This window comes from Streptomyces sp. NPDC044061, assembly GCF_056434305.1.
Genome location: NZ_JBWKFL010000036.1, coordinates 44257 through 57010 on the forward strand (window position 1 = coordinate 44257; position 12754 = coordinate 57010).

General features: G+C 72.9%; 13 protein-coding genes. 9 read left to right on the forward strand and 4 right to left on the reverse strand.

What is annotated here, in order from left to right; all coding sequences use genetic code 11:
- Positions 1–16 precede the first annotated feature (16 nt).
- From AC07CM_RS39185 to AC07CM_RS39210, 6 genes are read left to right on the forward strand one after another with little or no spacing between them, the layout of a single operon-like run.
- Positions 17–1357, forward strand: coding sequence for an L-fuconate dehydratase (locus AC07CM_RS39185; protein WP_478881299.1), 1341 nt, complete (start codon positions 17–19; stop codon positions 1355–1357).
- Entirely contained in the window at positions 1354–2112 is a 759-nt protein-coding gene (locus tag AC07CM_RS39190; RefSeq protein WP_478881300.1) for an SDR family NAD(P)-dependent oxidoreductase, read from the forward strand. The genes AC07CM_RS39185 and AC07CM_RS39190 overlap by 4 nt, the downstream gene beginning before the upstream one ends.
- A complete protein-coding gene (locus AC07CM_RS39195) occupies positions 2109–3077 on the forward strand; it encodes an aldo/keto reductase (RefSeq protein ID WP_478881301.1) in 969 nt (322 codons plus the stop codon). Before AC07CM_RS39190 ends, AC07CM_RS39195 begins: the two co-directional genes overlap by 4 nt.
- A complete protein-coding gene (locus tag AC07CM_RS39200) occupies positions 3074–3388 on the forward strand; it encodes an L-rhamnose mutarotase (protein ID WP_478881302.1) in 315 nt (104 codons plus the stop codon). The genes AC07CM_RS39195 and AC07CM_RS39200 overlap by 4 nt, the downstream gene beginning before the upstream one ends.
- Positions 3385–4224, forward strand: coding sequence for an amidohydrolase family protein (locus tag AC07CM_RS39205; RefSeq protein ID WP_478881303.1), 840 nt, complete (start codon positions 3385–3387; stop codon positions 4222–4224). Before AC07CM_RS39200 ends, AC07CM_RS39205 begins: the two co-directional genes overlap by 4 nt.
- An 18-nt stretch (positions 4225–4242) precedes the next feature.
- Complete coding sequence (locus AC07CM_RS39210; RefSeq protein WP_478881304.1) at positions 4243–4743, forward strand: cupin domain-containing protein; 501 nt, start codon at positions 4243–4245, stop codon at positions 4741–4743.
- Here AC07CM_RS39210 and AC07CM_RS39215 read toward each other — a convergent pair.
- Positions 4738–6159 carry a lipase maturation factor family protein gene (locus tag AC07CM_RS39215; protein ID WP_478881305.1) on the reverse strand — a complete coding sequence of 474 codons (1422 nt, stop codon included), beginning with the start codon at positions 6157–6159 and terminating at the stop codon, positions 4738–4740. The two genes, AC07CM_RS39210 and AC07CM_RS39215, sit on opposite strands and share 6 nt — an antisense overlap.
- A gap of 166 nt (positions 6160–6325) precedes the next feature.
- Between AC07CM_RS39215 and AC07CM_RS39220 the strand changes: the two genes are divergently transcribed.
- The 3 genes from AC07CM_RS39220 to AC07CM_RS39230 are packed head-to-tail and all read left to right on the forward strand — an operon-like array spanning position 6326 to position 10638.
- Positions 6326–7600, forward strand: a complete 1275-nt coding sequence (locus tag AC07CM_RS39220) for a DUF6777 domain-containing protein (RefSeq protein ID WP_478881306.1) — start codon at positions 6326–6328, stop codon at positions 7598–7600.
- Positions 7601–7655: 55 nt separating this feature from the next.
- A complete protein-coding gene (locus AC07CM_RS39225; RefSeq protein WP_478881307.1) occupies positions 7656–9743 on the forward strand; it encodes a SpoIIE family protein phosphatase in 2088 nt (695 codons plus the stop codon).
- 31 nt (positions 9744–9774) lie between these two features.
- Positions 9775–10638 carry an Fpg/Nei family DNA glycosylase gene (locus AC07CM_RS39230; RefSeq protein WP_478881308.1) on the forward strand — a complete coding sequence of 288 codons (864 nt, stop codon included), beginning with the start codon at positions 9775–9777 and terminating at the stop codon, positions 10636–10638.
- Positions 10639–10647: 9 nt separating this feature from the next.
- On the opposite strand, the gene AC07CM_RS39235 is transcribed toward AC07CM_RS39230, so the two are convergent.
- The 3 genes from AC07CM_RS39235 to AC07CM_RS39245 form a co-directional block, all read right to left on the reverse strand.
- On the reverse strand, positions 10648–11301 hold the full coding sequence (locus AC07CM_RS39235) for a zf-HC2 domain-containing protein (protein WP_478881309.1): 654 nt from the start codon (positions 11299–11301) through the stop codon (positions 10648–10650).
- Positions 11302–11486: 185 nt separating this feature from the next.
- Entirely contained in the window at positions 11487–12002 is a 516-nt protein-coding gene (locus AC07CM_RS39240; RefSeq protein ID WP_478881310.1) for a hypothetical protein, read from the reverse strand.
- A 151-nt stretch (positions 12003–12153) separates the two neighbouring features.
- Entirely contained in the window at positions 12154–12702 is a 549-nt protein-coding gene (locus tag AC07CM_RS39245) for a sigma-70 family RNA polymerase sigma factor (RefSeq protein ID WP_478881311.1), read from the reverse strand.
- Positions 12703–12754: the final 52 nt, after the last annotated feature.

The following is a 12754-nucleotide window of genomic DNA, read 5'->3' on the forward strand; positions in this document are numbered from 1 at the left end:
GACCGAAAGGACTTCAGTGTCCCAGGCCCCCTCCCGCATCATCGCGGTCGACACCCACGACATCCGTTTCCCCACTTCGCGCGAGCTGGACGGCTCCGACGCGATGAACCCCGACCCCGACTACTCGGCGGCCTACGTCGTCCTGCGCACGGACGCCGCCGACGGGCCCGAGGGGCACGGGTTCACCTTCACCATCGGGCGGGGCAACGACGTCCAGGTCGCCGCGATCGACGCACTGCGGGGTCATGTGCTCGGCCGCGACGTGGCGGAGCTGTGCGCCGACCCCGGCTCGCTCTTCCGGGACCTGATCGCCGACAGCCAGCTGCGCTGGCTCGGCCCCGAGAAGGGCGTGATGCACATGGCGATCGGGGCCGTGATCAACGCCGTCTGGGACCTCGCCGCCCGCCGGGCCGGCAAGCCGCTGTGGCGACTGCTCGCAGACGCCGAACCCGAGTGGCTGGTCCGCCAGATCGACTTCCGCTACATCACCGACGCCCTCACCCCCGAGGAGGCCCTGGACCTGCTCAGACGCGGGAGGGAAGGCGCACGGGACCGCAGGGCCCGGCTGCTGGAGCGCGGCTTCCCCGCCTACACCACCTCCCCGGGCTGGCTCGGCTACGACGACGACAAGCTCACCCGGCTGGCCGCCCAGGCGGTCGCCGACGGCTTCCGGCAGATCAAGCTGAAGGTGGGCGCCGACCTCGAGGACGACGTACGGCGCTGCCGGGTCGCCCGCGCCGTCGTCGGACCGGACGTCCGCCTCGCCGTCGACGCCAACCAGCGCTGGAACGTGGACGAGGCGATCGCCTGGACCAAGGCACTCGCCGAGTTCGACCCGTACTGGATCGAGGAGCCCACCAGCCCCGACGACGTCCTCGGGCACGCGGCGATCCGCCGCGCGGTGACACCCGTCAGAGTCGCCACCGGCGAACACGTCCACAACCGCATCGTTTTCAAGCAGATGCTCCAGGCCGGCGCCCTCGACGTCGTGCAGATCGACGCGGCCCGCGTCGCCGGCGTCAACGAGAACCTCGCCATCCTGCTCCTCGCCGCCAAGTTCGGCGTCCCCGTCTGCCCGCACGCCGGCGGGGTCGGCCTGTGCGAACTCGTCCAGCACCTGTCGATGTTCGACTACCTGGCCGTCTCCGGCACCACCGAGGACCGGGTCATCGAGTACGTCGACCACCTCCACGAGCACTTCCTCACCCCTGTGGTGATCCGCGACGGCCACTACACGGCACCCACCGCGCCCGGCTTCTCGGCCGCCATGCACCCCGAGTCCATCGCGCGGTACACCTTCCCCGGCGGCACCTTCTGGGCCGCCGACCCCGAGACCCGGAAGGGACAGGCGGCATGAGCGACTTCGAGGGCCTCAGGGCCCTGGTCACCGGCGGTGCGTCCGGGATCGGCCGGGCCACGGCCGACCTGCTCGCGGCACGCGGCGCCCAGGTCGCCGTGCTCGACCTCGACCCCTCCCCGGTCGACAAGCCCCTCCTCGCGCTGACCGCCGACGTCACCGACGACACCTCGGTCCGCGCGGCCGTGGAACAGGCGGCCGAGGCCCTGGGCGGCCTGGACGTCCTGGTCAACAACGCCGGCATCGGCGCCCAGGGCACCGTCGAGGACAACGACGACGCGGAGTGGCGGCGGGTCTTCGACGTCAACGTCCTCGGCATGGTCCGCGCCGCCCGCGCCGCCCTCCCGCACCTGCGCCGCTCCGCGCACGCGGCGATCGTCAACACCTGCTCCATCGCCGCCACCGCCGGTCTGCCGCAGCGTGCCCTCTACAGCGCCACCAAGGGCGCCGTGTACTCCCTGACCCTCGCCATGGCCGCCGACCACGTCCGCGAGGGCATCCGGGTCAACTGCGTCAACCCCGGTACGGCGGACACTCCGTGGATCGGCCGCCTGCTGGACGCGGCCCCCGACCCCGCCGCCGAGCGCGCCGCGCTGGAGGCCCGCCAGCCCACCGGACGCCTCGTGTCGGCCGCCGAGGTCGCGGGCGCCATCGCCTACCTGGCCAGCCCCCTGTCCGGCGCCACCACCGGCACCGCGCTCGCCGTCGACGGCGGCATGCAGGGCCTCAGGCCGCGCCCGGCGGCGGACCGGTGAGCCGCCTCGGCCGCAGCGTCGTCGAGGTCGGCCCGCTGGGCTTCGGCGCCGCCGGGATCGGCAACCTCTACACCCCGATGGACGACGAGCAGGCGCACGAGGCCGTACGGGCCGCCTGGCAGCGGGGCATCCGCCACTTCGACACCGCGCCCCACTACGGGCTCGGCCTGTCCGAACGGCGCCTCGGCGCGGCCCTGCGGGAGCACGACCGCGCCGCGTACACGGTCTCCACGAAGGTCGGCCGCCGTCTGGAACCCGCCGACGGCACCGGTGACGACCTGGCGCACGGCTTCGCCGTGCCCGCCGATCACCGCCGGGTCTGGGACTTCAGTGCCGACGGCGTCCGTCGCACCCTGGAGTCCAGCCTGGAACGGCTCGGACTCGACCGGGTGGACGTCGTCTACCTCCACGACCCCGACGACCACGCCGAACAGGCCTTCCGCGAGGGGTATCCCGCGCTGGAGAAGCTGCGTGCGGAGGGAGTCGTCGGCGCGATCGGCGCGGGCATGAACCAGACGGAGATGCTCGCCCGGTTCGTGCGCGACACGGACGTGGACGCGGTGCTCTGCGCGGGCCGGTACACCCTGCTCGACCGGAGCGCGGCGACCGAGCTGCTGCCCGAGGCCGCCGCACAAGGCGTGTCGGTCGTCATCGGCGGCGCCTTCAACTCGGGCCTGCTGGCGGACCCGACACCGCAGTCGACGTACGACTACACCCGTGCTCCCCAGGAGCTGGTCGACCGCGCCCTGCGCCTGAAGGCGGCCGCCGAACGGCACGGCATCACCCTGCGCGCCGCCGCCCTCGCCTTCTGCGCCGCGCACCCGGCGGTCGCCACGGTCCTGGCCGGCGCCCGCTCCGCAGCCGAAGTGCACGACTGTGCCGAGCAGTTCGCCACCCCGGTGCCGGCCGCCTTCTGGCGGGAACTGCGTGCCACCGGTCTGCTGCCCGCCGAGGAGCCGTCATGAGGGTCGCCCTGCACACCAGGGTCCGCGCCGACCGCGTCGCCGCCTACGAGGCGGCCCACCGTGAGGTCCCGAAGGAGCTGACCGACGCCGTCCGCGCCGCCGGAGCCACCTCCTGGACCATCTGGCGCAGCGGCACCGACCTCTTCCACCTGCTGGAATGCGAGGACTACGGCCGTCTCCTCGCCGAACTCGAACGGCTGCCCGTCAACGTCGCCTGGCAGGCCCGCATGGCCGAGCTGCTCGACGTCGTCCACGACTACTCGCGGGACGGCGCCGACGCCTCCCTGCCCGTCGTCTGGGAGCTGCCGTGACGGTCGACGCCCACCACCACGTCTGGGACCTGTCGGTCCGCGACCAGGACTGGATCAGGGGCCCGGAACTCGCTCCGCTGCGCCGCGACTTCGCCCTCGCCGACCTGGAACCCGAGGCCCGCGCCAACGGGGTGGACACGACCGTCCTCGTCCAGACGGTCACCGTCGCCGAGGAGACCCCCGAGTTCCTCGCCCTGGCGGCCGCACACGACCTCGTCGCCGCGGTGGTCGGCTGGACCGACCTCACCCGCCCCGACATCGCCGACGAACTGACCCGCCTGCGCGAACTCCCCGGCGGCTCCCACCTGAAGGGCATCCGCCACCAGGTGCAGGGCGAACCCGACCCGGAGTGGCTGCTGCGCGCCGACGTGCAGCGGGGCCTGGCCGCCGTGGCCGAGGCGGGCCTGGTCTACGACCTGGTGGTGCTGCCCCACCAGCTCCCGGCCTGCGCCGAGGCGGCCGCCCGGCTCCCCGGCCTCACCTTCGTCCTCGACCACCTGGGCAAGCCGCCCATCGCCACGGGGGAACGCGAACCGTGGGCCACGTCCCTGCGCGCCCTGGCCGCCCTGCCCAACACCGTCGCCAAACTGTCCGGCCTGGTCACCGAGGCCGACCCCACCACCTGGACGACGCGCGACCTGTGCCCGTACACGGACACCGCGCTGGAGGCCTTCGGCCCCGAACGCCTGATGTTCGGCTCCGACTGGCCGGTGTGCACACTGGCGGCCGCCTACACCGAAGTGCACACCACCATGGCCGAGTTGACCGCCGACCTCGACGAGGAGGAACGCCGGGCCGTTTTCGAGGGCACCGCCACAGCCGTCTACGGCCTGTGACTCGGACACAATGCCCACATGACTGATCATCAAGCCCGCATCTCCACACGCCCGTTGCTGCGCAGCCCTGAGGACGGGGAGCTGATGGACGTCGCGGGTGTCGCGCACTTCTTCCGGCTCACCGGCGAGCACACGGGCGGGCACTTCGCCTTCGAGGAGTTCGGCCTCGCCCCCGGCACCGTCGGCGCCCGGCCGCACGTGCACGAGGGGCACGACGAGTACTTCTACGTGCTGGAAGGCGAGTTGACGCTCCACACCGGAGACGGCGAGGTGACGGCCGGCCCCGGGCACCTGCTCGCCGCCACCCGTGGCACCCCGCACGGCTTCCGCAACGCCGGCCCGGTTCCGGCACGCGCACTGTGCCTCTACACCCCGGCCGGCTACGAGAACTACTTCCGCGACGTGCACGCCGCCGTGAGCGCGGGCGCCGAGGCGACCGACGAACTGCTGGCCGAGTTCCGCAGCCGCTACCGGACCCGGTCCCACCGGGCTCCCTCGGAGGGCCCGGGCCGCTCATGACCGCTGAGCCGCCACGGCCAACCGCGTCGGCGGCAGATACTCCCGCACATACGTCCGCTCCCAGCACGCGCCCGTCTCCCGCAGTTCCCGCCAGGTCGTGTAGCGGTAGCGGAAGAGGCGGGCGCGGATGTGGCGGGGCGGGGTGTCCGGCGGGAAGGGGGAGCGGCGCAGCAGCCTCAAGGTGTCGCGGTCGTTCTCCAGCAGCCGCTCGACCAGGCCGCCGAACCAGTCGCCTGCGTAGGCGGGAGACAGGGCGGCGAACCACATCAGCCAGTCCAGCCGCAGATGGTAGGGCGCGAACTGGCGCGGCCAGTGCCGAAGATCGCCGGGCTTGCCCTTGAACTCGTACTCCCGCCAGTCCGAGTCCTCCCGCGGTACGTCGTCCAGCGTGCCCTCGACCACCACCTCGTAGCGCACCCGGCTGACGCTGCCGAACGCGCCGTAGGTGTTCACCAGGTGCAGCGGGTCGAAGGAGCGGTTCATGACCTGGCGCCGGGAGACCATGTTCACCACCGGGTGGTAGCTCAGGAAGACCAACAGCGCGGCGACCGCCAGCACCACGATCTCGTACCAGAGCGGTGCCGCGGGCACGGACGGTGCCGTGGTGGGCAGCCGGAGCGCGGACAGGGCCAGCACGATGGTGATCCAGTTCAGCCAGGAGAAGTTGCCGGAGAGCACCAGCCACAGCTGGGTGACGATCATCAGGGCGGCGGCGGCCGAGGCGATCGGCTGGGGAGCGAAGAGCAGGACGGGCACGACCAGCTGGGTGAGGTGGTTCGCCGCCACCTCCGCCTTGTGCAGCGGTTTCGGCAGGTGATGGAAGAACCAGCTCAGCGGGCCCGGCATCGGCTGCGTCTCGTGGTGGTAGTACAGGCACGTCAGCTTCCGCCAGCACGCGTCGCCCCGCAGCTTGATCAGCCCGGCGCCGAACTCGACCCGGAACAGGATCCAGCGCAGCAGGAACAGTACGACGACCGGTGGCGCCACCTCGTCGTTGCCGAGGAACACGGCCAGGAAGCCCGTCTCGAGCAGCAGCGACTCCCAGCCGAACGAGTACCAGGTCTGGCCCACGTTGACGATCGACAGGTACAGCGCCCACGGCACCAGCCACAGCAGGATGCCGGCCCACAGCGGCAGCAGCGAGTCCACGCCGGCGAGCAGGGCCACCGACACGGCGCAGCCCGCCCAGGCGCATGCCGCGAAGAAGCGGTCGGAGTAGTGCAGCTGGAACAGAGAGGGGGCTCGTCCGATCGGCACCCGCGCCGTGAACCGGGGGATCGGCAGCATCCCGCGCTCGCCCAGCAGCGCCCGGAACTGCAGGGCGGCCGCCAGGAACGCGACGAGGTACAGGGCGGCCAGAGCCCGCTGGAAGACCAGCCGGCTCAGCCAGTAGTCGGGTGCGGTGAACCAGTCCACGGCTGTGCGCTCCTGCCTCCATTGTGGCCGCCGCGACGGGACGGGCCCAGCGGCGCGGGAAGGACCCGTGACTCCGTGTACCGCACCGCTCCGCTTGCGTAACCCGAGCGAGCGAAGCAGACAATGAGGGACCTATCGGCCGCCGAGATGATTGCTGGAGAACGCGGTGCGCAGACCCCGACGGATACCCGGCGGAGCCGTCGTCACGGCCTGGGTGCTCGCGGTGGCGATCCTCGCCACCGGCTGCGTCGGCAACACGGTCAGGGAGGTCGGGCCGGGGGCGGAGATCGTCCTGCAGGCCGCCGCGGTGCAGGGGCCCGATCCCTTCACCGACTCCACGGCCACCACCGCACCGGCCAACCGCGCCACGCAGTCGGCCCTGCCCGTCGGCCAGGCCCCCGCGCCCCCGCATGCGCTGCGCGTACTCTCCGGCGGGACCCCGGGCCTCTACAGCGGCACCGCGCACTCCGCCGCGTGCGACGTCCAGCGCCAGATCGGCCACCTGTCCACCGACCGGACCAAGGGTGACGCCTTCGCCCGGATGGCGGGTGTCTCCCGTGCGGCCCTCCCCGGCTATCTGCGCGGCCTGACCCCGGTCGTGCTCCGCAGCGACACCAGCGTCACCAACCACGCCTACCGGGAGCGGCGGGCGGCCGGTTTCCAGTCCGTCCTGCAGGCCGGCACCGCCGTCCTCGTCGACGACCGGGGCGTGCCCCGCGTCCGCTGCGCCTGCGGCAACCCGCTCACGCCGCCCCAGCCCGTCCCCGGCACGGCGACCACCCAGGGCACCGCCTGGCCGGGGTACCGGCCGGGCGAGGTGATCGTGGTGACCCCGGCGCCCCGGGCCCTGACCGACATCACGATCACCGACACACGGACCGGCACCTGGATCGCACGCCGGGTCGGTCACGACGTCCGGTACGACCGCGCCGTACCCGCGCCCGCCCGGGCGACGCCGTACCCCGGCAGCACCGGCAGCACCGGGGCCGCGCGGACCGGCCCGAGGGCCCTTCTTCCGGATCAGGCCGGCCCCGGGCCACGGCGCCTCCTGGCCGACCTCACCAGGCCCCGCGCCCCCGGCAGGATTTGGAAGACAGGTCCCAGCCCCCCGACCGCCTCTCCGGGCAGGGCTGGCCAGGCACGGAACGCCGGCGCCGCACGGCGACCCGCCGTCGGCTGCGCCGTCCCGTCGGCCGCCGGCCCCGGCGACTGTCTCCCGCCCGCCGCCGGCAACGCCGCCGACGCGGCTGCCCGACGCACCCCCGCCGCCACCACAACACCCCCGCACCCAGCACCGCTTGCCGAACGGGGGGTCCTCCAGCACGATCCCGATGGAGACCGGCCCCCCATCGGGCAGGGACTCCCCGCCCCGGCCGACCGCGGCGGCCCGATCCCCGCCGACGGGGTGTCCGAAGGCCCAGCCGACGCCCTCGGCGGCTGACCTCGTGCCGCCGAACCCACTCGAAGAATCGGGCAAACCCTGGCAAGGTGGGCCCATGGCTGATCGGGGAGCGAGTGCCCTGTCACTCCCGGAGGACTGGCCCGCCCACCCGGATCCGATCCTGGCGCTCAACCACATGGGCAGCTTCGACTGGGACCTGGACACCGGTCTGTTCAGCATGGACGCCCAGGCGCACGAGATCTTCGACCTGCGCCCCGACGAATACGACGGCCGCCCCGAGAGCCTGTCCGTGCGGGTGCCCGCCGCCGAGGGCCACCGCCTGGACACCCTGGTGGCCCAGGCCATCAAGGACGGCCGGGAGAACTACGGCGCCTACTTCCGCGTCCGCTGCCGCGACGGCACCCTGCGCTGGACCCACACCCAGGGCTACATACGGCGGGACGAGACGGGCCGCCCGCGCAGGATCATCGGGATCGTCCGCGACGCCACCGACGAACTCGGCGAGCGGGAACTGCGCCGGGACGCCGCCGCCCAGGACGCCGCCCGGCGCGAACAGACCAACGTCGTCCAGCTCGCCACGGCCGCCCTCGCCCACGCCCGCACCGTCCAGGACGTCATCGACGTCGTCAAGGACACCCACGGCCTGTCCCTCCTCGGCTCCACCAGCCTGGTCCTCGGCCTGGTCGAGGCCGGACGCATCCGGCTGATAGCCGAGGGCCCCCAGGGCACCTTCGTACCGGGCACCCGGGTCACCCGGATCGACGAGGCCTACCCGATGAGCGAGGCGGTGCGCACCCTCAGCCCGTGCTACATCGAGTCCCCGGAGGACTTCGCCGAGCGCTTCCCCCTCCTGTGGCGGCACATCACCGACCTGCACATCACCTCCGCCGCCTATCTGCCGCTGATCGCCCAGGCCCGCCCCATCGGCGCGATGGGCCTGCTCTACGGCGACCGGCGCGGCTTCACGCCCGAGGAGCGCAACGTGCTCGTCGCCCTCGGCAGCAGCATCGCGCAGAGCCTGCAGCGGGCCATGCTCTACGAGCAGGAGAAGGACCTCGCCCAGGGCCTGCAGCAGGCGATGCTGCCCCGCACCATCCCGAGCGTCCGCGGCGCCGACGTGGCCGTCCGCTACCGCGCCGCCACCATCGGCGGCGCCCTCGCCCGGGACATCGGCGGCGACTGGTACGACCTGATCCCGCTGCCCGGCGGCAAGGTCGGGGCGGTCATCGGCGACGTGCAGGGCCACGACACGCACGCGGCGGCCGTGATGGGCCAGCTGCGCATCGTGCTGCGCGCCTACGCCGCCGAGGGCCACACCCCGGCCACCGTGATGGCACGCGCCTCGGTCTTCCTGCACGAACTCGACACCGACCGCTTCGCCACCTGCCTGTACGCCGAGGCCGACCTGTCCACCGGCGTCGTCCAGGCGGTCCGCGCCGGGCACATCGACCCGCTGGTCCGGCAGGCCGACGGCACCTGTCGCCGGGTCCCGGTCGAGGGCGGGCTGCCGCTCGGGCTGTCCGCGGAGTTCGGCCGGCTGGAGTACCCCGTCTCCACCCTCGAACTCGACCCCGGCCACACCCTGCTGCTGTGCACCGACGGGCTCGTCGAGCAGCCCGGCACCGACCTCGACGACGGGATGCGCACCCTGACGGCCCTCGTGGCCCAGGGCCCGGAGGAGGTCCGCGACCTGGCCGACCGGCTGATCGAGGCCGCGGAGGAGCGGGGCGGCGACGACGACGTGGCCCTGCTCCTGCTGCGCCGCCGCGCCCCGGAGGCCCCGCGGGCCGGGGGCCGGCTCCAGCAGCACGTGGCACCGGGCGACCCCGAGGCCCTCACTCACGCCCGGCACATGATCCGCGCGGCGGTCGGCTCCTGGGGCGCCCGCGACCGCGTCGACGAGATCGAGCTGGTCGCCGACGAGCTGATCACCAACGCCCTGATGCACACCGAGGGCTCCGCGATCGTCACCGTGCGGGCCCTGGAGGGCACCGGCCCCCGGCTGCGCGTCGAGGTCGAGGACTCCTCCAGCGCCCTGCCGCGCCGCCGTGAGGCCGGGGAGGACGGCGTCTCCGGCCGCGGACTGCTTCTCGTCGACATGCTCACCGACGTGTGGGGCGTGGAGGCCCGTGGCGGCGGAAAGGCCGTGTGGTGCGAGTTCCGCGTGCACGAGCACACCTGACCACCGGGGCCCCGGATGGCACTCTGGACCTATGCCGGAACTCCCCGAGGTGGAAGCCCTCAAGGACTTTCTGACCGAGAACCTGGTCGGCCACGAGGTCGTACGGGTGCTGCCCGTCGCGATCAGCGTCCTGAAGACGTACGACCCTCCGGTCGGCGCGTTCGAGGGCAGCGAGGTCACCGCCGTGCACCGGCACGGGAAGTTCCTCGACATCGAGGGCGGTACCGGCCTGCACTTCGTCACCCATCTGGCCCGCGCGGGCTGGCTGCACTGGAAGGACCGGCTCCCGGACGGTGTGCCGCGCCCCGGAAAGGGTCCCCTCGCCCTGCGTGCGGCCCTGGAGACCGGCGCGGGCTTCGACCTCACCGAGGCCGGCACCCAGAAGAAGCTCGCCGTCTACGTCGTCCGTGACCCGCAGGACGTGCCCGGCGTGGCCCGCCTCGGCCCGGACCCGCTCGCCGCCGACTTCGGCGAGGACCGTTTCGCCGCCCTGCTGAAGGACGAGAGGCGCCGGATCAAGGGCGCGCTGCGGGACCAGAGCCTGATCGCGGGCGTCGGGAACGCCTACAGCGACGAGATCCTGCACGCCGCGAAGATGTCCCCGTTCAAACTCGCCGCGTCGCTGAACCCCGAGGAGACCCGGCAGCTCTACGAGGCGCTGCGCACGACCCTCACCGAGGCGGTCGAGCGCTCGCGCGGACTGGCGGCCGGCCGTCTGAAGGCGGAGAAGAAGAGCGGCCTGCGCGTCCACGGCCGCACCGGCGAGCCCTGCCCGGTCTGCGGCGACACCATCCGCGAGGTCTCCTTCAGCGACTCCTCGCTGCAGTACTGCCCCACCTGCCAGACCGGCGGCAACCCCCTCGCGGACCGCAGACTGTCCAAGTTGCTGAAGTGACGCCCGCGCCTACCGGGGCGGCAGCGACACCAGCCGCTGCCCGTCCGTGGTCCGGACGTCGTAGCGGGCGATCTCGTCCCGACGCATGGTGGAGCCGGCCATGGTCGTGGTCGTCCCGGCGTGGTGGGCATCCACCTTCCAGCCGCTGACGACCTGCTCCGAGCCGTCGCGGCCGACGACCACGAGCCGGCAGGCGTGGGGCCCCGAGCCGTCCTTGACCTCCAGCCGCAGCCGGCTGCCGTTGTCTCCGTCCTCGCTGGTCACCCGTGCCCACACCCCGGTGCCGGGGTCCGTGGCCGCGGTGATCCGTTCGGCCGGTTCGTCGTGCCCGGCGTGGACCAGGACCCCCGGTCCGGCCACCGCCAGCACCACCGAGGCGGCCAGGCCGTACAGGAAGCGACGGCGCCGTGCCCGGTGCCGGTGTGCCAGGTCGTCCATGAGCCGGTCCAGCAGCCGGGGACCAGGCTGGGCCATGGGGTGCACGAAGCGCGGCGTGGCTCGGCGGTACAGCATCAACTGCCGTGCCGCGGGGCCGAATTCGGTCACGTGTGCCGCGCACTGAGGGCACTCCAAGAGGTGGTCCTCGAAGCGGAAGGCCTCCGCCTCGTCCAGCACGCCGAGCGCGTACGCGCCGACGTCGCGATGCCTTTCCAGGGACCTCATGCCGAATCCTCGTGCCTATGGGTGTGGGTGGGGTTACTCCTTGCTCCCACCCGTACGCAGGGGACAACCGAATCACTCAAGGCGCACACAGAATCGTGACCTAGAGATTCGGAGCGGCCCGGCCCGCGGATTGGTGCGATTTCCAGAAAAACTTGGGGAGGCCGAAAGCGCCGAGGTCCCGGGCCTCAGAAGAGGTGGATGGCCAGATGGCCGAGGGGGAGGCCGAGCCGCCAGGCCGGGGTCCACACCTTGGGTCCGTCGTCCTCGCCGACCACCGCACCGCCGCCCGGCACCGCGTCCAGGTCGGGCGCGAGCAGCTCGGTCTCCTCCAGCCAGCGCCAGGCCTCGGCCGCCAGTGCCAGGTCCGGCGACGGGGTGCCGGACTCGGCCTCCTCGCCGGCCAGCTCGGCCATCCGCTCGCGCACCCACTCCTGCCACGGCTGGTCGTACGCCGTCAGCGACAGCCAGTGCTCCAGCTGCGAGACCACCCGGATGCCGGAGAGTTCGCCGTCGGTGTCCGAGAGGAAGACGGTCAGGGCCAGGGCGTCCCGGCCGGCCCGGAACTCGAAGGACGTCGGCGGCATCAGATCGCCGGTGCGCAGCAGCTCGTCGGCGATGTACTCGGCGTACAGCCAGGCCATGGGGACGGCCAGCTCACCGCCGCCGGTGCCGTCCGTGCTCTCGTGACCTCTGTGCAGCATCCCTTCCTGCCTTCCTCCGGTGCGTGCGTGTCGCCCGAAACCCTGGACCCGATAAGGGCAGCCCCCGTCCGGAACACGGATGAGGACAGCCCATTGCCCGAACGGGGGTCTCAGCAAGGCGCTTTACCGAGGTTTGACCCAGGCTCCGGTTTCAGCGCAGGTCGGCCGCATAACCCGGAAGGACCCGGCGCAGGGCGCGGAGCGCGTAGTACGCGCGGGACTTCACGGTACCGGGTGGAATTCCGAGGGTCTGCGCCGCTTCCGCCACACTGGCCCCGCGGAAGTACACGAGTACCAGGACGTCACGGTGCTCCGGAGTGAGTGTCTTCACAGCCTGCCGGACGTCGAGCGTCGCGGCGGCCCGCTCGGCGTGGTCGGCGGTCACCCGGGCGTTCTCCGGCACGTCGTCGCCGATCTCGGGCGGCCGCGCCTGCCGGGCCCGCCGCGCATCGATCGCGAGGCGCCGGCCGACGGTCAGCAGCCAGGGCCGTACGGATTCGAAGTCGTCCGCGTGCAGGGCCTCCGGGTGCTGCCAGGCGCGCACCAGGGTCTCCTGCACGAGGTCCTCGGCGCGCTGCCGGTCGCCGTCGCTCAGCCGCAGCAGGAGCGCGAAGAGGGGGCCGCCGTGCTCGCGCTGGAGTTCGGCGAGCTCGTGCTCTGCGGTCGTCGTCCCGGGGGGAAGTGAGGTTCCGGCCGTCATGGCCGTATGGCAGCGCAGGGTGCCACGGCGGGACAGGGGGCGCGCACGGCTC